At 62.2% G+C, this 19,230-nt stretch carries 20 protein-coding genes; 12 read left to right on the forward strand and 8 right to left on the reverse strand.

Annotation, left to right across the window (positions count from 1 at the left end):
* Position 1: 1 nt before the first annotated feature.
* From PSJE_RS04140 to PSJE_RS04150, 3 genes are all read right to left on the reverse strand, one after another.
* Entirely contained in the window at positions 2-457 is a 456-nt protein-coding gene (locus PSJE_RS04140) for a (2Fe-2S)-binding protein (protein ID WP_057715045.1), read from the reverse strand.
* Between the two features lie 230 nt (positions 458-687).
* Positions 688-1,842, reverse strand: a complete 1,155-nt coding sequence (locus PSJE_RS04145) for an NnrS family protein (RefSeq protein ID WP_090455004.1) — start codon at positions 1,840-1,842, stop codon at positions 688-690.
* Positions 1,842-2,090, reverse strand: coding sequence for a hypothetical protein (locus PSJE_RS04150; protein WP_057715047.1), 249 nt, complete (start codon positions 2,088-2,090; stop codon positions 1,842-1,844). Before PSJE_RS04150 ends, PSJE_RS04145 begins: the two co-directional genes overlap by 1 nt.
* Positions 2,091-2,381: 291 nt before the next feature.
* Here PSJE_RS04150 and PSJE_RS04155 point away from each other — a divergent pair, with 291 nt between their 5' ends.
* From PSJE_RS04155 to PSJE_RS04175, 5 genes are all read left to right on the forward strand, one after another.
* Positions 2,382-2,906, forward strand: coding sequence for a sigma-70 family RNA polymerase sigma factor (locus PSJE_RS04155; protein ID WP_090455003.1), 525 nt, complete (start codon positions 2,382-2,384; stop codon positions 2,904-2,906).
* Positions 2,903-3,886, forward strand: coding sequence for a FecR domain-containing protein (locus PSJE_RS04160; RefSeq protein WP_090455002.1), 984 nt, complete (start codon positions 2,903-2,905; stop codon positions 3,884-3,886). Before PSJE_RS04155 ends, PSJE_RS04160 begins: the two co-directional genes overlap by 4 nt.
* A 99-nt stretch (positions 3,887-3,985) precedes the next feature.
* Entirely contained in the window at positions 3,986-6,475 is a 2,490-nt protein-coding gene (locus PSJE_RS04165) for a TonB-dependent siderophore receptor (RefSeq protein WP_090455001.1), read from the forward strand.
* 103 nt (positions 6,476-6,578) lie between these two features.
* Positions 6,579-7,082, forward strand: coding sequence for a VOC family protein (locus tag PSJE_RS04170; protein ID WP_090455000.1), 504 nt, complete (start codon positions 6,579-6,581; stop codon positions 7,080-7,082).
* 33 nt (positions 7,083-7,115) lie between these two features.
* On the forward strand, positions 7,116-7,949 hold the full coding sequence (locus PSJE_RS04175) for an AraC family transcriptional regulator (RefSeq protein ID WP_090454999.1): 834 nt from the start codon (positions 7,116-7,118) through the stop codon (positions 7,947-7,949).
* A 195-nt stretch (positions 7,950-8,144) separates the two neighbouring features.
* Here PSJE_RS04175 and PSJE_RS04185 read toward each other — a convergent pair whose 3' ends face one another.
* Positions 8,145-8,732, reverse strand: coding sequence for a LysE family translocator (locus PSJE_RS04185; RefSeq protein ID WP_057715053.1), 588 nt, complete (start codon positions 8,730-8,732; stop codon positions 8,145-8,147).
* Between the two features lie 91 nt (positions 8,733-8,823).
* Positions 8,824-10,155, reverse strand: a complete 1,332-nt coding sequence (locus PSJE_RS04190) for an aminotransferase-like domain-containing protein (RefSeq protein ID WP_090454998.1) — start codon at positions 10,153-10,155, stop codon at positions 8,824-8,826.
* An 89-nt stretch (positions 10,156-10,244) separates the two neighbouring features.
* Here PSJE_RS04190 and PSJE_RS04195 point away from each other — a divergent pair, with 89 nt between their 5' ends.
* From PSJE_RS04195 to PSJE_RS04215, 5 genes are all read left to right on the forward strand, one after another.
* Complete coding sequence (locus tag PSJE_RS04195) at positions 10,245-11,141, forward strand: DMT family transporter (protein WP_090454997.1); 897 nt, start codon at positions 10,245-10,247, stop codon at positions 11,139-11,141.
* A 91-nt stretch (positions 11,142-11,232) separates the two neighbouring features.
* The gene (locus tag PSJE_RS04200) at positions 11,233-11,853 is read left to right on the forward strand and encodes a LysE family translocator (protein WP_090454996.1); all 621 of its coding nucleotides are present in this window, start codon (positions 11,233-11,235) and stop codon (positions 11,851-11,853) included.
* Between the two features lie 189 nt (positions 11,854-12,042).
* Positions 12,043-13,125: a bifunctional transcriptional activator/DNA repair enzyme AdaA gene (locus PSJE_RS04205; RefSeq protein WP_090457860.1), complete on the forward strand. Its 1,083-nt coding sequence runs from the start codon at positions 12,043-12,045 to the stop codon at positions 13,123-13,125.
* 35 nt (positions 13,126-13,160) lie between these two features.
* The gene (locus PSJE_RS04210; RefSeq protein ID WP_090454995.1) at positions 13,161-13,973 is read left to right on the forward strand and encodes an isocitrate lyase/PEP mutase family protein; all 813 of its coding nucleotides are present in this window, start codon (positions 13,161-13,163) and stop codon (positions 13,971-13,973) included.
* 4 nt (positions 13,974-13,977) lie between these two features.
* Positions 13,978-14,595 carry a DNA-3-methyladenine glycosylase family protein gene (locus PSJE_RS04215; protein WP_090454994.1) on the forward strand — a complete coding sequence of 206 codons (618 nt, stop codon included), beginning with the start codon at positions 13,978-13,980 and terminating at the stop codon, positions 14,593-14,595.
* Between the two features lie 152 nt (positions 14,596-14,747).
* Here the strand turns inward: PSJE_RS04215 and PSJE_RS04220 are convergent, their stop codons facing one another.
* The 3 genes from PSJE_RS04220 to PSJE_RS04230 all read right to left on the reverse strand — a co-directional run bounded on the left by PSJE_RS04220 (position 14,748) and on the right by PSJE_RS04230 (position 17,957).
* Positions 14,748-15,845, reverse strand: a complete 1,098-nt coding sequence (locus PSJE_RS04220) for an extracellular solute-binding protein (RefSeq protein ID WP_090454993.1) — start codon at positions 15,843-15,845, stop codon at positions 14,748-14,750.
* Between the two features lie 2 nt (positions 15,846-15,847).
* Entirely contained in the window at positions 15,848-16,972 is a 1,125-nt protein-coding gene (aguA, locus tag PSJE_RS04225) for an agmatine deiminase (RefSeq protein ID WP_090454992.1), read from the reverse strand.
* A 100-nt stretch (positions 16,973-17,072) separates the two neighbouring features.
* Complete coding sequence (locus PSJE_RS04230) at positions 17,073-17,957, reverse strand: LysR substrate-binding domain-containing protein (protein WP_090454991.1); 885 nt, start codon at positions 17,955-17,957, stop codon at positions 17,073-17,075.
* A 251-nt stretch (positions 17,958-18,208) separates the two neighbouring features.
* Between PSJE_RS04230 and PSJE_RS04235 the strand changes: the two genes are divergently transcribed.
* Entirely contained in the window at positions 18,209-18,607 is a 399-nt protein-coding gene (locus PSJE_RS04235; protein WP_090454990.1) for a PaaI family thioesterase, read from the forward strand.
* Between the two features lie 51 nt (positions 18,608-18,658).
* Positions 18,659-19,153, forward strand: coding sequence for a GFA family protein (locus PSJE_RS04240; protein WP_090454989.1), 495 nt, complete (start codon positions 18,659-18,661; stop codon positions 19,151-19,153).
* Positions 19,154-19,230 lie beyond the last annotated feature (77 nt).

The raw sequence follows: 19,230 nt of genomic DNA on the forward strand, positions 1-19,230 counted from the left end.
CTCAACCCAGCTCGGCGGCGCGCTTGACCGCCGCGCGGATCCTCGGGTAAGTGCCGCAACGGCAGATGTTCCCGGACAGCGCCTGATCGATGTCGCTGTCGGTCGGTTTCGGAATTTTCGCCAGCAATGCGGCCGCCGACATGATCTGCCCGGACTGACAGTAGCCACACTGGACCACGTCAAGTTCCGCCCAGGCCTGTTGGACCGGGTGCGAACCATCCGCGGAAAGGCCTTCGATGGTGAGAATCTTTTGCCCATGGGCCACGGCCGTGGCCGGTGTGATGCACGAGCGCAGCGGTGCGCCATCGACGTGCACGGTGCAGGCCCCGCATTGGGCGATGCCGCAGCCGAATTTGGTGCCGGTGAGGTGGGCGACATCGCGCAAGACCCAGAGCAGCGGCATGTCGGCGGGGACATCCAGCTCCTGATCCTGGCCATTGATGTTCAGGGTCAGCATGGCGCGGTTCCTCAGACTCAGGGGGATCTGAAGGGGCGTCGCTGCGGCCTTGTAAAACCTGCGCGCGCCTCGGGTTACCCTTCAGCTAAGCGCAAATTTGCCGGCAGGCCGAGGCGCATCGACCACCGGTCACCTGTAGGAGCGAGCTTGCTCGCGAAAAACGTCAGTACAACGCGGTCATTCAGACAGGGCGCGTTATCGTTGACGTCCGTCGCGAGCAAGCTTCGCTCCTACACCCTCGATTTGAACAAAATACCGGTGTAACGCGACAGAAACAGCCCGAATGCCATACACCAAAGCAGCGCCGACATTCCCAATCCCCACCCAGAATAAGGCACCAGCAACACCCGTGACACACCCGCCAGCAACAACAGGGTAAACCCCGCAACGATCGCCTTTGACGGCTGCAACAAGCGCCCGGTGTGCCCCAGGCTGACCCGCGCGATCATCGCCAGAACCAACCCGCCGATGCCGCCGACGGCCAGCGAATGGGTGGCCAGGCTTTGCTGCGGCATCCAGCCCAGGTGCCACAGCGCCATGGCCAGCGTCGCCACCGCGAGCCAGGTGTAAGCCAGGTACAGCGACCACAGCAGCGGCACGCGCCACAGACCGCGATCATGCCAGCGCCACAATCGCAGCAGATGCAAACCGCTGATCAACGCAAACAACAGCGCCAGCCACACACGTGGGGCGTCATTCAAACCGGCGGCAAAAGACACCGCCGCCAGCATCGCGCTGATCAGCAACACCTTGCCCGGCAACGGATGAGCCGCAGGCGTTGCGGGACGGTTCAAGCCGCGCTGGATGAAGAACGGAATCACCCGCCCGCCGATCACGCTCATCAGCGCGCCCACCAGCCACAAAGCGGCCAGCACGCCATGCCGCTGCAGATTCACGTCTTCATTGAAAATACCCAGCAACGTCAGCGCCTGACAGCCTGCCAACAACGTGACCATCAGTAAAACCGGATAATTTTCCCGCTTGCCGGCGGCGATCAAATCCCGTCCCAGCACACACGCCAGCAGCGGCAGAAAGGGCACTTGCAAGGCCAGCAACAGGATGGCGGGCATCGGCATCAACCAGGCCAGCCGAGCGATCAGCCATACCAGCACCAGCCCGATCAGCGGCCACCCATTGAGCCCTGGCCGGCCGGTCCAGTTAGGTACCGCCGTCAACAGAAACCCGGCAATAATGGCCGCGGTAAAACCGAACGGCATTTCATGGCGATGCCAGGCGAGCATGCCACCCATTGGTTGTGCGCCGGGGAGTCGACCGTACAACCACAACGCCCAGACCGCCACCGCGATGGCCGCGAACCCGGCACCCGCCAGAAAAAACGGGCGAAAGCCGAGGGAGAAAACAGGTGCAGCAGCGATTCCACGCATCACGCCACCACCCTGGCCGGAGTTTGGCTCAGCCCGTACTGCGACAGCAGCCGCATGACATAGCCGATTTTCAGCAGGGTCGGGCCGAGGATGGTCATGGCGTGCATCGACACCAGGGCGCCAATCGACAGGTGGCCTGCGTAGAGATAGGCGCCGTAGACTCCGGCGAAAAACATGACCAGGCCAACGCCGAGTACACGACTGGAGAGATGCAGAACGTTTTGAGGGTTGCTGAAGAAATGGGACATTTTCCGTACGCCTGTAGCCGCTCAGTTGTACGTTTGATGTTTCATGTTCCGTGCCAGCTCATGAGCCCTTGTAAACCGGCACCTCCAGATCAACGAAGTCAATTTGACTCAACCCCGACATTGTCCTTATGACAACATCAAGAGTCATTACGACAACAACGTCCTCCAGACACGATTCAATCAACCTAAAAGCAAACCAATATCATTTGCACAGACATGGGCCATTTGCTTTAATCGCGATCAATTCTTATTTACACAAGGACGCGAACCGCCCATGGACATGCGCTCACGATGACGGTTGCCGATTCCTCCTGCGTCCAGACCCTCTACGCCACGCATCACCGCTGGTTGCACGCGCTGCTGCGCCGGCGTCTGAACAACGCGTTTGATGCTGCCGACCTGGCCCATGACACCTTCATCCGTGTGCTCAAGCGCCCTCAGGTGTTCGACGGCGAAACCCACGAACGTTCGTATCTGGCGACCATCGCCCGAGGCTTGTGTATCGATCACTGGCGTCGTCGGCAACTTGAACAGGCCTGGCTGGACACCCTCGCGGCGCAGTCCCAAGCCGTTCACCCTTCGCCAGAGCAGCGGGCGATCATCGTCGAAACCCTGTATGAAGTGGACGCCATGTTGCAACGCTTGCCCCAACGGGTACGTGATGCGTTCGTGTTGGCCCAGTTGCAGGGGTTGCCCTACCGCGCCATCGCCGAAGAAATCGGCGTGTGTGAGCGCATGGTGAAGAAGTACCTGGCCCAGGCACTGATGCATTGCGCCATGCTCGAAGCAGAACTCGATGGCCTGCTGATTCAATGACACAGACCGCATCGAACGCCATCAGCCATGCCAGTCTCGAACAAGCTGCGCAATGGTATGTCCAACTCAACGACCAACAGGCCGGGGAACAAGACCGCCAGTATTGGCAAGCCTGGCTGACGCAAAGTAGCGAGCATCAGGCTGCCTGGCATTATGTCGAGCGGGTTGGCCAGCGCTTTGCCGCCTTGCAGAACGATCATCCGCAAGCGGTCAGCCATGTACTGCGCAACACCGAACGTGCCGCCATCAGTCGCCGCCACACCGTGAAGGGTCTGCTGGTTCTGGTGTCGGGAGGTTTGCTGGGGTGGAGTGCCTGGGAGGAAACCGCCCTGGCGCCCACCCTGGTTCGCTGGCGCGCCGACCTCTCCACCGGCACCGGCGAAACCCGCGAAACCCGGCTCAGCGATGGCAGCCAGATCTGGCTCAATGCGTTGAGCGCGCTGAATGTTCGGTTCGACAGCACACAACGACTGCTGCTGTTGCGGCTTGGGGAGGTGTTGATCGACACCGCCAAAGACAGCCACCGCCCGCTGCTGGTGCACACCGCCCAGGGCCGGATGCGCGCGCTGGGCACGCACTTCAGTGTGCGCCAGGAGGATCGGCAGACATTGCTCAACGTCTACGAAGGCGCCGTCGAAGTCCGGACTGCCCAAGGCCAGGTTCAGGTGGTGGAAGCGGGACGCCAAGTGGCATTCAGCGAAAACCACATTCCGACACCGACCGCCGCCACGGCGACTCGTGAAGCCTGGCGCCGTGGCCTGCTGCTGGCAGACAACCTGCCGTTGGGCCAATTGCTCCAGGAGTTGAGCCAATACCGTCACGGGCATCTGGGCTGCGACCCGACGGTGGCCGGGCTGGCGGTCATGGGTTCGTTCCCGCTCAAGGACACCGATCAGGCCTTGCGCCTGCTGGAAGCGGCATTGCCGGTACGGGTGCAGAAGCCGCTGGACTGGTGGGTCAACGTCGGCCCAAAAGCCTGATGAAGGTTTTTTCTGTCGCGCCGGTTCCCTTTTGCCTTTTTCGTCCGGTTAACCCTTCAAGTACCTCGATTGCCGATTGATCCGACTCCCGGGAACCCCATGCCGCGCGCCACCGTTACCCGCACCCGCTTCGCCTTGCATCCGCTGATGCTGGCTCTGGCGGTTGTCTTGCCGGGCCTGGACGTGTCGCGGACTCAAGCCGCCCCCCTCGTCAACAGCGAACAACCCGGCAGCCAGGCACGCCATTACACCATCGCTGCCGGATCGCTGGTGAGCGTCCTCAACCGCTTTGCCGAACAGGCCGGGATTTTTCTCGCCGGACACAATGACCTCGCGGCCGGCAAACGCAGCCCTGGTCTTGACGGTGTCTACAGCCAGCAGCAAGCGTTGCAACGACTGCTGCAAGGCAGTGGCCTGCAAGCGCAACGCCAGGGCACCGGCAGCTACGTGCTGCAGGCCACAGCCGTGACACAAGATGCACTGGAACTGGGGGCGACGAACATTTCCGGGCAGGCACCCGGGACGATCAGCGAAGACTCCCGCGCCTACACCGTCGGCTCGACGTCTTCAGCCACTGGTCTGCCGCTGTCCCTGCGCGAAACGCCGCAATCGGTCACGGTCATCACCCGCCAACTCATGGACGATCAGGGGGCCACCAGCATTGTCGATGTCCTGCGCCGCACTCCTGGCATCAGCGTGCAAAACTACGACAGCGAACGCTGGGAGTTTTCCAGTCGTGGCTTGCCGATCACCAATTTCCAGTACGACGGCGTCAATACCGACTACGACGGTGTCTACGACTACGGCACCTCGAGCACCGACATGGCACCCTACGACCGCGTTGAGATCATCAAAGGCGCGACCGGCCTGATGACCGGGGCGGGTGATCCCTCGGCAACCGTCAATCTGATTCGCAAGCGCCCGACCCCGGTATTCAAAGCCTCGGTCACCGGCACCGTCGGCTCCTGGGACAACTATCGCAGCGAAGGCGATATTTCCGGCCCGCTGAGCGCCAGCGCAAATGTCCGCGGGCGTCTGGTCGGGGTCCACCAGGACCGCAGCGCCTACACCGATCACTACCGCAGCACCAAGGACATCGCCTACGGCATTGTCGAAGCCGACTTGACCCCGGACACCCTTGTCACCGTCGGTATCGACCAGCAAGACACCCGTTCCCGGGGCGCCAGCTGGACCGGTTTCCCGATGTACTACAGCGACGGCTCGCGCACCGATTTCTCCCGGTCCTTCAACCCGGCCACCGACTGGAGCCGTCGCGACTTCACCAACCAGACGGTGTTCGCCTCCGTGCAGCAGCAACTGGTCAACGATTGGGCACTCAAGGTCAGTTACGACCGCAAACACCGCCAGCACGATACCTTCCTCGCCTCCGCCAGTGGCGGCAACCCGGACCCGGTCAGCGGTAACGGCATGTTCATGTACATGGGCAAGTTCGAGGGTGATCAGGTTCAGGACAACATCGACGTCAACCTGACCGGTCCATTCACCCTATGGGGTGGCGATCACGAACTGATCGTCGGTTTCATGTCAATGAGCACGCGCCAGGACATACCGGTATACGGTTCGGTGTACCCGCCAGTGGACGGCAGCATCTTCGACTGGCGCGGCGAGTTTGCGAAACCCGGGATCCCACGGGTGGGCACCGACGACATTGTCCAGCGCCAGACCGGTGCCTACCTGGCCACCCGGCTCAAGCCCGTCGATGACCTGGCGCTGATCCTCGGCACGCGTGTCAGCGACTTCTCGGGGCACGACGACCTGGATTACAGCGACCCGCACACCGCCGACCTGCGCGACAGCTATCGCCAGAGCGGTGTCGTCACGCCTTATGCCGGGCTTGTCTATGATTTCGACGACACCTGGTCGGTGTACACCAGCTACACCAGCATCTATCAGCCGCAAATGAGCAAGGACGCCAACCGGCGACTGCTCGATCCGGTACAAGGCAAAAGTCTTGAAGCGGGCATCAAGGCTGAATACTTCGACGGGCGCCTGAACGCCAGGTTCGCCCTGTACCGCATCGAACAGGACAACATCGCCGAGTATGTCAGCGGCGTTGATACCGAGTCGGTGTACCGCGCCGTCCAGGGTGCCACCACCAAAGGCTTCGAGATCGAACTGGCCGGCGAGTTGCGGGACGGCTGGAACCTGTCGGCCGGCTACACCTATAACCACACCCGCGATGCCAAGGGTGATTACGTCTACGGTTCGGTGCTGCAAACCACTGCACCGGAACAGGTGGCGCGAGTATTCAGCACCTACCGCCTGCCTGGACCCTGGGACAGGCTCACCGTCGGTGCAGGCGTGAACTGGCAAAGCGAATTCTTTGGCAATGTGTTCCGTCCCGACCCCGCCGATACGGTGAACTTCGGTCAGTACACGACGATCACCCAGCCCGGTTACGCCCTGGTGGACGCGATGGCGCGCTATCGCTTCAACGAGCACCTGAGCACCACACTGAACGTGAAGAACCTGTTCGATAAAACCTACTACACCGGGCTTGGCAACTTTGGCACCGGGTTTTATGGCGAACCGCGCGCCGTACAACTGACCACCCGATGGGCGTTCTGATCGTGGCCTGAAACGGGTGTTTGGCGATCTACGGTACTGCCGAACGAACTCAGGCTGGCTACGCTGTAATCCAGCATGCATAACCTGCCGAGGAGTGCCCGCCATGCAACGTGTACAAAAACTCACGCCCTGCCTGTGGTTCGACAATCAGGCCGAAGAGGCGGCAAAGTTCTATTGCTCGATCTTCGACCATTCGAAAATCACCGCCATCACCCATTACGGCCACGCCGGATTCGAATTCCACGGCCGGCCCGAAGGTTCGGTCATGACCGTCAGCTTCGAACTCGACGGGCAGAGCTTCACCGGTCTCAACGGCGGGCCGATGTTCACGTTCAGTGAAGCGGTTTCGTTTCAGGTCAATTGCCAGAGCCAGGAAGAAGTCGACCATTACTGGGGCCGCCTGTCGGCCGGCGGCGCGCCCGAGGCCCAGCAATGCGGCTGGCTCAAGGACAAGTTCGGGCTGTCGTGGCAGATCGTCCCCGTTGCGATGATGGACATGATCAAAGACCCCGACACGAAAAAATCCCAACGAGCCATGCAGGCGATGATGCAGATGAAAAAACTCGATATCGCCGAACTGCAACGAGCCTTTGACGGCGAGAGCTAATACACTCGGGCACTGACCTGCCGAGGAGCGAGCATGAAGCACGCCGTTGCCAAGAACGCCGACAAGGCCCCGCGCTTCTGGCGCGATGACGCCCTGCCCTTCATCGAAGCCCGCGCCATCGCCGACGGGCGTGAAGTCTGCTACACACGGCACGCCCACGAGCACTTTTCCATCGGGGCGATCACCGCCGGGCGCAGCACCTATCTCCATGAGCAGTCGGCGTTCGAGGTCAGCGTCGGCACTGTCGTGCTGATGAACCCCGGTGACGTCCACGCCTGCAACCCGATCGAAGACCAACCCTGGTCGTACCTGATGCTGTACGTCGATACGCCGTGGCTGACCGATTTGCAGCATCAGCTCGGGTTCTGCGATGACGCGGCGTTTCGCCGCTTTTCAGTGACCCATACCCGGGACGCCAACCTGTTTGCCGGCCTCGCGGGCTTGTATGAGGTACTGGTCGATCCACAGCAAGACGTGCTGCGTAAACACAGCGTGGCGGTGGAGTTTTTCACTGATGTGCAGCAGCGATTGAACCCGATCGATCAGCCGCTGCGCGAACCCAATTTCAAGCTGGAGCGTGCTGCCGATTACATCCGCGACCACTGCACGCAAACCCTCAAACTCGAAGACATATGCGAGGCGGCGCAACTGTCACCGTCCTACCTGATCCGCGCCTTCAAACAGCATTACGGCATGACGCCCCACGCGTTCCTGGTGAACCGGCGCATCCAGTTCGCCCAGGATCAATTGCGCAGCGGCAAGCTGATTGCGGACGTGGCACTGGAAGCGGGGTTCGCCGATCAGGCGCATTTTCAACGGGCATTCAAACAGCACCTGGCGGCGACACCGGGGCAGTATCGGGGCTGAGGCAACACAAAGAGGCTCTTGAGCCTGACTCTCCCCTGTGGCGAGGGGGCTTGCCCCCGTTGGGCGGCGCAGCCGTCGTAAATCCTGCATGCAATGTATGTCTGAAAGAACGTCGGGGGCCGCTTCGCAGCCCAACGGGGGCAAGCCCCCTCGCCACAAAGTGCTCTCTCGCAACAAAACCTGCAGTGACTGCCGTTACGGCAGCAACAGGTACACCGCGCTCACCACCAGCAGCAACGCCATGGTGCGATTGAACAGGCGCATGCCGGCCGGGTTGTGCAAAAAGCCGCGCAGAAACGTCCCGGCATAAGCCCAGCAACCGACCGACGCATAGCAGATCACCAGGTAGATCGCGGCGAATTGCCAAACCAGGCGTGCCTCGCCATCGGCGACAAACGCGCCCATGCCGGCCACGCAGGCCAGCCAGGCTTTCGGGTTGAGCCATTGCATGATGGCGCCATACAGCATCGACGGCGCCTGCGCCGATTCGCTGGTTTGCACCTGCCCATTGTCGGCCGCCAGCTTGAAGGCCATGTACAACAGAAACGCCACGCCTGCCCATTGCACCCCCTGCGTCAGTGCCGGCCATCGTTGCAACAACTCATGCAGCCCCAACCCCATCAGCACCAACAGCAAAACAAACCCCAGGGTGGCCCCGGCCACGTGACGCTGGCTGGCCCGGAAGCCAAACCGCGCGCCGGAACTCAACGCCACAATGTTGACCGGCCCCGGCGTGATGGACGCGACCAGCGCAAACGCTGCCATGGACATCATCAGACTCATTGCACACCTTCTTCCATCGAGTTGAACAAGGCCCTCAAGGTAAAGACCCCACCGGTTCGCGTATTGAAGAAAACTACCCTTCCCGGCCTCGCTACGAGTAATAGCTGACGATGCTTTTCACTTTGCTCAAGGCAGTGCGCAACGAGTCCATGTCCACCGAACCCAACGCCAGGCGTATCGCGTGTGGCACGTGGGCCGAAATCGCAAAAGGCTCGGCCGGCGACACCGACACCTGCTCGCGCATCAGCGCCATGGCGATCTGGTCGGCCCGGGCGTCCTCCGCCAACGGCAGCCAGATGAAGTAGGAATTGGGGTGACTGATGGTCCTGAGCCCTGCCAGCATCTCGCGGGCCAGGGCTTGCCGGGCCCGGGCGTCTGCACGCTTTTGCGATTCCAGTTGGCTGACGGTGCCATCGTCGAGCCAGGCCGTGGCGATGGCGGTCACAACGCCGGGAGTGTTCCAGGTGGTCGCCATGATCGTGCGCTCGAACGCTGCGACCCATTGCGCCGGTGCGGCGATGAAACCGACGCGCAGCCCGGTGGCGACATTCTTCGACAGACCGGACACATACACCGTCCTCTCCGGCGCCAGCTCGGCCAACGGTGGCGGTACGTTTTCAGCCAGGAACGCGTAGGCGGCGTCCTCGATGATCGTCAGGTCATGCCGGCGCGCAATCGCCACCAACTGCTTGCGCTGTTCCAGGTCCATCACCCAGCCCAAAGGGTTGTGCAGGGTCGGCATCGAGTACAGCGCCCGTACCGATCGGCTGCGACAGAGTTTTTCCAGTGCGGGCAGATCAGGCCCGGTATCCGTGACCGGAATGGGCAAGACTTCCAGATGCAGGGTTTCGGCCAGCGTCTTGAAACCGGGATAGGTCAGCGCATCGGCGGCGATCACATCACCTGGTTTGAGCAGCGTCATCATCGCCACCGCCAGGCCATGCTGGGCGCCGCTGACGATCAACACCTGTTCAGCCGGCACGCTCAGCCCCCGATCAAGCAGATGGCGCGCGACCGAGGCCCGCTCGTGCAGGCGTCCTGCGTGAGGCTGATAGCGCAGGAGAGATTCAAGGTCCCCGGACAACGCCAGTTGACGCAAGGCAGTGCGCAACAGGTCGGCCTGACCGGGCAATGACGGGTAGTTGAAATTCAGGTCGATCATCCCCGCCGCCACCACGTGCTGCGAGATGCCCTGCCCCGGCGGCAGCGAGGTCTCCCTGACAAAGGTCCCGCGTCCGGTTTCGCCGCTGACCAGGCCCATACCCTCCAGCTCGGCATACACCCGGCTGGCGGTGACCAGCGCCAGACCGTGCTCGGTTGCCAGTTGCCGGTGAGTCGGCAGGCGCGTACCGGGCGGCAGATGCCCGGAGCGGATGTCGGCGGCAAAGGCATCTACCAGAGTCTTGTAGCGGGATCGAGGCATGTCGAGATGTATCCATGACAATTTTTTGATTGTATCGATACTCGCTCATAGGATGAGTTTCGTGCAATCAGACAATGAGCGTGAGCCAAATGGAACGGACCTCGAACCTGCAACCCCGGACGCTGGAAAACAGCACCAGCGGCTGGATCAACGGCCTGATCGGCGTGGTGATTTTCAGCGGCTCGCTGCCGGCGACACGGGTGGCGGTGCTGGAGTTTGACCCCGTGTTCCTGACGGTTGCGCGCGCGACCATCGCGGCGGTCCTGGCGTTGTGCCTGCTGTGGTTATTCAAGGAAAAACGCCCGGCGCGCCAGCAACTGATTCCGTTGATGATCGTCGCCCTGGGCGTGGTCATCGGCTTTCCCCTGTTGACCGCGCTGGCGCTGCAATACGTGACTTCCGCGCACTCCATTGTCTTCGTCGGCCTGTTGCCCCTGGCAACAGCGGTGTTTGGCGTTCTGCGCGGCGGCGAGCGGCCAAGGGCGGCGTTCTGGATTTTCTCGGTGCTGGGCAGCCTGCTGGTGGTCGGGTTTGCCCTGTCCCAAGGGCTGACCGCCTCCCCCCAAGGCGACATCCTGATGCTGCTGGCCATCCTCGCCTGCGGCCTGGGTTATGCCGAAGGCGCGAAACTGTCGCGCACCCTCGGTGGCTGGCAGGTGATTAGCTGGGCGCTGGTGCTGTCACTGCCGGTCGTGGCCGTGCTCAGCTGGATGCGCATGCCGGCTTCGTTCACCGGCATCAGCACGCCAGCCTGGTTCAGCCTGGCTTACGTCTCGCTGTTCAGCATGCTGATCGGTTTCGTGTTCTGGTATCGCGGCCTGGCCCAAGGGGGCATCGCCGCCGTCGGGCAATTGCAGCTGCTTCAGCCGTTTTTCGGGCTGACCCTGGCCGCCACCCTGCTGCATGAGCATGTCAGCCTCGGCATGCTGGGTGTCACCGTCGCCGTGATCCTCTGCGTCACCGGGGCGAAAAAGTTCGCCAGATAACCCCGTGTACGGTGGTTTGCGCCCATGACTGTATGGGTCTGGCCAAGGGTGAGCCGTGATAAAAATAGCGCTCTTGCTACAGGAGCCCACCATGGACCTCGCCACCCTCACCCTGTTTCTGCCGGCCTGTTTTGCCCTCAACATGGCGCCAGGCCCCAACAACCTGTTGTCGGTCAGCAATTCGACCCGCTATGGCTACCGCACCGCGTGTGTGGCCGGCATCGGCCGGTTGCTGGCGTTCGCCGGGATGATTGCCCTGGCCTCGGCGGGGCTGGCGGTGGTGTTGCAAACCTCTGAGCTGCTGTTCTACGCCATCAAGATCCTCGGCGCGGCTTACCTGTTCTACCTCGCCTGGCAATTGTGGCGCGCAGATCCGGGTGTGGAAAACGTAGTCACCTCAGGGCCCGTGGGCACGCTGGCGCTGGCCCGGCAGGAATTCCTGGTCGCGGCCGGCAACCCCAAGGCCATCCTGATTTTCACCGCGTTCCTGCCGCAATTCGTCGACTCGACCCACGCCATTGCGCCGCAGTTCGTGGTGTTGGGCGCGCTGTTTCTGGTGCTGGAATGGGTCGCCATCGGCGCTTACGCCTACATGGGCCTGCACATGCGCCGCTGGTTCGCCAGGCCATCGGGCAAGCGGATGTTCAACCGCTGCTGCGCCGGGTTGCTGTCGGCGGCGGCTTCGGTACTTCTGATGGCCAGACGCGCCTGAAGTAGATATTTTTCCCATGTGGGAGCGGGCTTGCTCGCGATTGCTGTCTCACATTCAACATTGATGCTGCCTGATACACCGCCATCGCGAGCAAGCTCGCTCCCACATTGACTCGCAGTGTTCAAAGGAGCGAAATTCGCTGTCGATTTTCCGGTGGAGGTCGCCCATGACGCGATCTATGCTGGGCCCATGAACCTACAAAAAACGCTTCTACCGCCCCGTGCCGAGATGGTTCGCGCCATGCTCGAACGAGACACCTCCTACGAGGGGGTGTTTTTCACGGCGGTCAAGACCACAGGCATCTTCTGCCGTCCCGGTTGCACCGCCCGCAGCCCGAAGCCTGCGAACGTCGAGTTCTTTGCCAGCGCCGAACAATGCCTGGCGGCGGGCTATCGCGCCTGCAAGCGCTGCAAACCGCTGGACACCGCCGCCAGCGCGCCGGACTGGGTGCAGAAACTGTTCAAGTCGGTAGACGCCGACCCGGAGCAGCGCTGGACCGACGCCCGGCTACTGGCTGAAGGCATCGAACCACTGAAACTGCGTCGCTGGTTCAAGCAGCACTTCGGCATGACCTTCCACGCCTGGCTGCGCACCCGGCGCCTGGGCATGGCGCTGGGCGGGATCAAACAGGGCGACTCCATCGATGACGTCGCCTTCGATTCCGGCTACGAGTCCCTGAGCGGTTTTCGCGATGCCTTTCAAAAATCCTTTCACATCACCCCGGGCCGGGCGGCCAACAGCGAGCCGCTGCTGTTCACGCGCCTGACCACCCCCCTGGGGCCGATGATCGCCATGGCCGAACGGCGTGGGCTGGTGCTGCTGGAGTTTCTCGATCAGGCCTCGCTGAACCCTTCGGTCCAGGCGCTGCAAAACCGTTTCGGTTATGCCGTGGCACCGGGGCACAACGCGCATTTGCAGCAGATCGAAGAGCAGTTGTCCGCGTATTTCGCCGGTACGCTCACTGAGTTCAGCGTGGCCTTGCACATGCCCGGTAGCGAGTTCTCCCGCCGGGTCTGGGCTGAACTGGCGAAGATCCCTTACGGCCGGACCACCACCTACGGCGCCATTGCGGCGATTCTGGGCAAGCCCGGTGCCAGTCGGGCGGTGGGCCTGGCCAACGGGCATAACCGCTTATCGATTGTCGTGCCCTGCCACCGGGTGATCGGCGCCGACGGCTCGTTGACCGGCTACGCTGGAGGCCAGCCGCGCAAGGCGTTTCTGCTCAGGCTGGAAAACGCAGCGGTGCAGCTCACGGAGCAGCTGGCGTTCTGATCCCCCCACAGTTTTTTCATAAGGAAGGAAACTCGATGGACAGGCTCGACAATCAACTGCACCAACTGCATCACGAGGGTTTGCTGATCCTCACCAACGTCGCCGATGCCGCCGGTGCGCGGCTGGTGGAGCAACTGGGCAACAAGGCCGTCGCCACCAGCAGTGCGGCGGTGGCCTGGGTACATGGCTATCCGGACGGCAACACCCTGCCCCTTGAGCGCCTGGTCTCGACGGTCGAGTCGATTGCCCGGGTCATTTCGGTGCCACTGACCGTGGACATCGAAGCCGGTTATTCCGATGACCTGGAACGGGTGGCAACAGTGGTTGACGCCGTGATTGCCGCCGGCGCTGTCGGAATCAATATCGAGGACGGCTCCTCGCCGCCGGAATTACTGGTACGCAAGATTGAAACCGCGCGCCAGGTGGCCGATCGACGTAACGTGAACCTGTTCATCAATGCGCGCACCGATGTTTATCTTCGGGGTCTGGTGCCTGCCGAAGATCGCGTCGCCGAAACCCTCGAGCGCGCCAAGCTGTATCAGGCGGCCGGTGCCAATGGCCTGTTTGCGGCGGGCGTTACCGCGGAGTACGAGATCAAGGCGCTGTGCCACGGCACCTCGCTGCCGCTGAATGTGCTTGGCTTCCCGGGCCTGCCGTCACCCGAAGTGCTCAAAGAAATTGGTGTGCGCCGCCTGTCCGCAGGTTCAGGCATCGCCGAATTCCTCTACGGTGCCATGGCCGGCATCGCCAAAAGCTTTCTGCAAACCGGCAAGTTCGATACCCACGACCTGAAGGCCCTCACCTATGGCGAAGTGAACGCTCTGCTGAAACCGTCCGGGAAAGCCTGAGCCCATGGCCGACGGCTATCAGGCGGCCAGTGCGTTCCTGGCGACCATCGATGACGACTGGCGCCGCCACATCGACGCCGTCGGCCCGTGCCTGCACCAGCCGCATGCGGCCCGTGATCCCTATGAGTCGCTGGTGCGGGCGATTGCCTATCAGCAACTGCACGCCAAGGCCGGCGATGCGATTGTCGGCCGGCTGCTGGCACTGTTCGGTTCGGGTGCGTTTCCCAAGCCTGAACAGATCGTCGCGACCGATTTCGACCGACTGCGCAGTTGCGGATTTTCCGCGAGCAAGATCGCGACCATTCAGGGCATCGCCCAGGCGGCGCTGGACGGCGTGGTGCCCGATTACGCCACGGCGTTGGCCATGGACGATGAAGCACTGATCGAGCGCCTGATCACGTTGCGCGGCGTGGGCCGCTGGACCGTGGAGATGCTGCTGATCTACAGCCTGGAGCGGCCGGATATCCTGCCGGCCGATGACTTTGGCGTGCGTGAGGGCTATAGGCGACTCAAGGGCCTGGAGGTGCAGCCGACACGCAAGCAGATGATCGAGATCGGATTGGGGTGGAGCCCGTACCGGACGGTGGCCTCCTGGTATTTGTGGCGGGTGCCTGGCCGGTAGACCGCGTTATCGTTCATCGCGAGCAAGCTCGCTCCCACATGGACTCTGTGTACATAAAATCTTTGGCAGACACAAAACCTGTGGGAGCGAGCTTGCTCCGGGCGGCGATCCGACGATGGCGTCAGTAGCGACACCACATCATCCAAAACCAGTCACAACCCCGACTTCAACCGGCTGAACGCCCTGATCAACGCCCGGTTGAACTCCTTGCCATTGTCATTCTTGCTGTACAGCGAAGCCCGGACCGCGGCCGGCGGATACGTCCCCGGATCGTTGCGAATCGCCGGGTCGATCAAGCCGTCCGCCGCCGTAATCGCATTGGCGTAGTGGATGGTGTCGGTGATCGGCGCGATCACTTGCGGAGTCATCAGGTAATCCATCAACGCCAGGCCGGCCTGCGGATGCGGCGCGTCCTTGGGAATGACCATGGCATCGAACCAGATCAACGTGCCCTCCTTCGGAATCCGGTATTTCAGCGAGTACGGCTTGCCCGCCGCCTCGGCCTGGCCCGCCGCGATGGCCACGTTGCCGTTCCACGACATCGCCACGCAGGTGTTGCCGTTGGCCAGGTCGCTGATGTTCAGGTCGTTGTCGAAGTAGCGGATGTACGGACGAATCTTCGCCAGTTGCTGCTCGGCCAACTTCAAGTCATCGAGGTTCTGGCGGTTGATGTCCAGGCCCAGGTACTTCATGACCGCTGCAAACACTTCGTTGGGATCGTTGAGCAAGCTGACCCCGCAATCGGCGAATTTCGAGACCACGGCCGGATCGAACAGCATCGCCCAACTGTCGGTCGGCGCATCGGGCAGGCGCTGTTTGACAGCCTGTTCCTGATACCCCACACCCGTGGTGCCCCAGGCGTAGATCCCGGCATAGCGGTTGCCCGGATCGAACACCGCCATGTGCTGGCGGAACTCCTCGCCGACGCCGGCAAAGTGCGGCAGTTGCTGCTTGTCGACCGTCTGCACCGCGCCACTCTCGATGGCCCGGGACAGGTGCTGCCCCGCCGTCAGCACCAGATCGTAGCCACTGCGGCCGGTGAGCAGCTTGGTCTCGACGGTTTCCAGGGAGTCGAAGTGGTCGACCACCACATGGATGCCGGTTTTCGCTTCAAAATTCTTCAAGGTGTCCGGGGCCAGGTACTCGCCCCAGATGTACAGGTTGACCACCGGTTTGGCGGTGTCGGCAGCCTGCACACACAGGGGTGCAAGCACCAGCAGTATTGCTTGAGTCAGTTTGTGCAGGCCCACGATCACGCTCCCTTTTTGTTGGAGGTGGTGACGGCGTACTGCGGCATGGTGATGCACGCGACGTTGCCGCCACCGAGGAGGATTTCCCGGGAGTTTTCGATGCCGACGATGCTGTGTTGCGGGAACAGCTCGGCCAGGGTCGCCAGCGCCACTTTGTCGTTGCGATCACCAAACAGCGGCACCACGATGGAGCTGTTACCGGCGTAGTAGTTGATGTACGACGCGCAGATTTTCGTCCCGGCCTGGCGGGTATGGGTGCTGTCCTGCCGGTCCAGGCCTTCGGCTTCTTCGGCGGTCCACTCCAGCACATCCGGCTGCGGCAGCTTGTGCACGATCAACTCGCGGCCACGACTGTCGCGGGTGCTGCGCAGGATGTCGTAGGCCTCCTGATAGATTTCCCATTGCGGGTCGTCGCGGTTGTCGGTCCATTGCAGCACCACTTCACCGGGGCGCACGAAGCACGCGAGGTCGTCGACGTGGCCGTCGGTTTCATCGAACTTGCAGCCCCGCGGCAGCCAGATCACCTGCTCGGCGCCGAGGTAATCGGTCAGGCGGCGGGTGACTTCGTCCTTGCCCAGGTGCTGGTTGCGATTGCGGTTGAGCAGGCATTGCTCAGTGGTCAGGATGCTGCCCTGGCCGTCGCTCTGGATACCGCCCAGTTCGGCGATCAACGGTGCGCGATAGCGGTCGAAGCGTTCGATTTCGAGGATCTTGCCGGCGATCTGGTCGTCCTTGTCCCACGGATAGTACAAGCCGCCGTCGAGGCCGCCGTAGGCGTTGAATTCGAAGTCGACGCCGCGCACTTCGCCACTCTGGTCATTGACCACAAAACACGGGCCGCTGTCGCGGAACCAGGTGTCGTTGCAGGTCATTTCGACCACGCGTACTTGCGGCGGCAACTGGCGACGCGCGGTGGCGAACTGTGCCGCCGAGGCGCACACGGTGACCGGTTCGCTCATGGAAATGGCGGTGACGATCTGCACCCAGACTTTCTGCGCCGGCTTGGCACCGTTGCGCCAGACGTCGGTACGCTCCGGCCAGCCGAGCCAGCAACCGGACTTGGCTTCGAATTCGCCAGGCAGGCGGAAACCGTCCTGTTTGGGAGTGGTGTCGAGCAAACGGGCCATGGTCAAACCTCTTCAACTGGGATTGGAATGACCACAGGCTAAGGGCGACAGCGACTGGCTCGCCAACGATGATTATTTCGGAATACTTGAATTCAACTCATCAATCGAGCAACTGATCGTTGAACCATTCCAGCATTTGCGCCACCGCCGGGCGCTCCAGCCGCAGCCGCTCGCACACCAGCGCATATTGGCCCAGCGCGGTCATGCTCGAGGTGAACGGCCGTACCAGCCGCCCGCTGAGCAAATCTTCCTGGGCCGTCAAGTTGTCGCCCATGGCCACGCCCTGCCCTTGGGCCGCGGCCTCCAGTGCCAGCCCGGCGTGGGCGAAATACAATTGACGATCAGGGCGCTGGTCACCGGCATGGCTGGTAAGCCACGCGGTCCAGGTCTTGCCGTCCTGGTCGTCGTGCAGCAGACAGTGGCGGGCCAGGTCCTTCGGGGTTTTCAGGGTGCCCTGGTTGAACAGGCCGGGGCTGCACACCGGGAAGAACTGCAACGCAGGCAGCGGCCGGACGAAATACGCGGTGCTGTCCACCGGGCCGGTGCCGTAGGTGATCGCCAGGTCGATGTCTTCCCCGGGTGCCGTGGCGTCGATCGGCTGTTCGTACAGATGCAAGGTGATGTGTGGGTAACGCGCGTAGAAATCCGTGAGACGACTCATCAGCCACTTTTGCGCCAGCTCGGCGGTAACCGCCAGACGCAATACCGCCAGGGATGAAGGGTCGCGCAGTTCATCGCAGGCATCGCCAATCAGTTCGAAAGCCTGCTGCAAACTTTGCATCAGGCGCCCGGCAGCCAGGGTCGGGCGAATCTGCCGGCCCTCGCGCACGAACAGCGGCACACCGAGTTGTTCTTCGAGTTGGCGAATCTGGTGGCTGACCGCGCTGTCGGTGACACACAACTCGGCCGCCGCCCGACCGAAATGGGCGTGACGGGCGGCGCATTCGAAGGTTCGCAGGGCTGCCAGGGAGGGTAAGCGTCGCATGGGGGTTATGTCCCGGTTTCGAGGGGGACATGCTGACTTGGCCTTGAGTGGGCGTCCAGTGGGACCGCGTTATCGTTCATCGCGAGCAAGCTCGCTCCCACAGGGGATTGCATTCCAAATGTGGGAGCGAGCTTGCTCGCGATGGGGCCAGTATATTCACCATAAATCCACCGCCCTATCACGCTGGCTGATCAACGATGACATGCCCCCGCACCCGGCGCATGTTGAACCCTCAACCGGAGGGACTCGCCATGCTCAACACACTCAAACAGATCAACTCAACCTCGGCCTTCAACCGCTGGGCCGGCTTTGAAGTCACCCGCGCCGAAACTGGCGAAGCCGAGCTCACCATGGCCTTTCGTGAAAACGACATGGCGCAATACGCCGGTTTCCTGCATGCCGGCCTGATTGGCGCGATGCTCGACACCGCCTGCGGATTTGCCGCCGGGACTGTGGCGGGCAACGTGCTGGCCTCGCACTTTTCAGTGAACTGCCTGGCACCTGCGATCGGTGAAGTGTTCATCGCCCGGGGCCGAGTGGTGAAGGCCGGCAAGAAACAGGTATTTGCCCGCGCCGAACTGTTCGCGCAAACAGGCGGTCAATTGAAACTGGTGGCGACCGGCGACGCGATTCTGGTGCCGGTCGAGTAGCCCTTACGGTCTAGGCTGTTCAGGGTACGCTCAAGTCAGCCGGAGGCTCCCATGCATCTCGAAGGTTCCTGCCATTGCGGCGCGGTGTCGTTCAGTTTGACCAGCGCCCACCCCTACCCTTACCAGCGTTGTTACTGCTCGATCTGCCGCAAGACACAGGGCGGTGGCGGCTATGCGATCAACCTCGGTGGCGATGCCGCCAGCCTCAAGGTTCGCGGGCGCAAACACATCGCGATTTACCATGCGCGGCTCAAGGAACAAGACGACAAGCGCGCCCACAGCAGCACGGCCGAGCGGCATTTCTGCTCGGTCTGCGCAACGGCTCTGTGGCTATTCAGCCCGGAGTGGCCTGAGTTGATTCACCCCTTCGCCTCGGCCATCGACACGCCGCTGCCGGTGCCGCCGGAGCACACGCACCTGATGCTCGGTTCAAAAGCGCCGTGGGTGGAGGTGCAGACGCAGCCCGGGGATCAACAGTTCGATCTGTACCCCGAGGAATCCATCGCCCAGTGGCATGAGCGTCTCGGCCTGGTCTGCCGAGAATAATTATCAGTTTTTTTCATACGGCAGTTCCCCTTTGCGTTTTTCGTTCGGTCAACCCCTCAGAAGCACTTCAACTACCG

This window comes from Pseudomonas jessenii, assembly GCF_002236115.1.
GTDB lineage: Bacteria > Pseudomonadota > Gammaproteobacteria > Pseudomonadales > Pseudomonadaceae > Aquipseudomonas > Aquipseudomonas jessenii.

Coding starts and splice junctions, on each gene's coding strand:
- PSJE_RS04140 (WP_057715045.1), bottom strand. CDS start 457: ATGCTGACCCTGAACATCAATGGCCAGGATCAGGAGCTGGATGTCCCC.
- PSJE_RS04145 (WP_090455004.1), bottom strand. CDS start 1,842: ATGCGTGGAATCGCTGCTGCACCTGTTTTCTCCCTCGGCTTTCGCCCG.
- PSJE_RS04150 (WP_057715047.1), bottom strand. CDS start 2,090: ATGTCCCATTTCTTCAGCAACCCTCAAAACGTTCTGCATCTCTCCAGT.
- PSJE_RS04155 (WP_090455003.1), top strand. CDS start 2,382: ATGACGGTTGCCGATTCCTCCTGCGTCCAGACCCTCTACGCCACGCAT.
- PSJE_RS04160 (WP_090455002.1), top strand. CDS start 2,903: ATGACACAGACCGCATCGAACGCCATCAGCCATGCCAGTCTCGAACAA.
- PSJE_RS04165 (WP_090455001.1), top strand. CDS start 3,986: ATGCCGCGCGCCACCGTTACCCGCACCCGCTTCGCCTTGCATCCGCTG.
- PSJE_RS04170 (WP_090455000.1), top strand. CDS start 6,579: ATGCAACGTGTACAAAAACTCACGCCCTGCCTGTGGTTCGACAATCAG.
- PSJE_RS04175 (WP_090454999.1), top strand. CDS start 7,116: ATGAAGCACGCCGTTGCCAAGAACGCCGACAAGGCCCCGCGCTTCTGG.
- PSJE_RS04185 (WP_057715053.1), bottom strand. CDS start 8,732: ATGAGTCTGATGATGTCCATGGCAGCGTTTGCGCTGGTCGCGTCCATC.
- PSJE_RS04190 (WP_090454998.1), bottom strand. CDS start 10,155: ATGCCTCGATCCCGCTACAAGACTCTGGTAGATGCCTTTGCCGCCGAC.
- PSJE_RS04195 (WP_090454997.1), top strand. CDS start 10,245: ATGGAACGGACCTCGAACCTGCAACCCCGGACGCTGGAAAACAGCACC.
- PSJE_RS04200 (WP_090454996.1), top strand. CDS start 11,233: ATGGACCTCGCCACCCTCACCCTGTTTCTGCCGGCCTGTTTTGCCCTC.
- PSJE_RS04205 (WP_090457860.1), top strand. CDS start 12,043: ATGAACCTACAAAAAACGCTTCTACCGCCCCGTGCCGAGATGGTTCGC.
- PSJE_RS04210 (WP_090454995.1), top strand. CDS start 13,161: ATGGACAGGCTCGACAATCAACTGCACCAACTGCATCACGAGGGTTTG.
- PSJE_RS04215 (WP_090454994.1), top strand. CDS start 13,978: ATGGCCGACGGCTATCAGGCGGCCAGTGCGTTCCTGGCGACCATCGAT.
- aguA (WP_090454992.1), bottom strand. CDS start 16,972: ATGGCCCGTTTGCTCGACACCACTCCCAAACAGGACGGTTTCCGCCTG.
- PSJE_RS04230 (WP_090454991.1), bottom strand. CDS start 17,957: ATGCGACGCTTACCCTCCCTGGCAGCCCTGCGAACCTTCGAATGCGCC.
- PSJE_RS04235 (WP_090454990.1), top strand. CDS start 18,209: ATGCTCAACACACTCAAACAGATCAACTCAACCTCGGCCTTCAACCGC.
- PSJE_RS04240 (WP_090454989.1), top strand. CDS start 18,659: ATGCATCTCGAAGGTTCCTGCCATTGCGGCGCGGTGTCGTTCAGTTTG.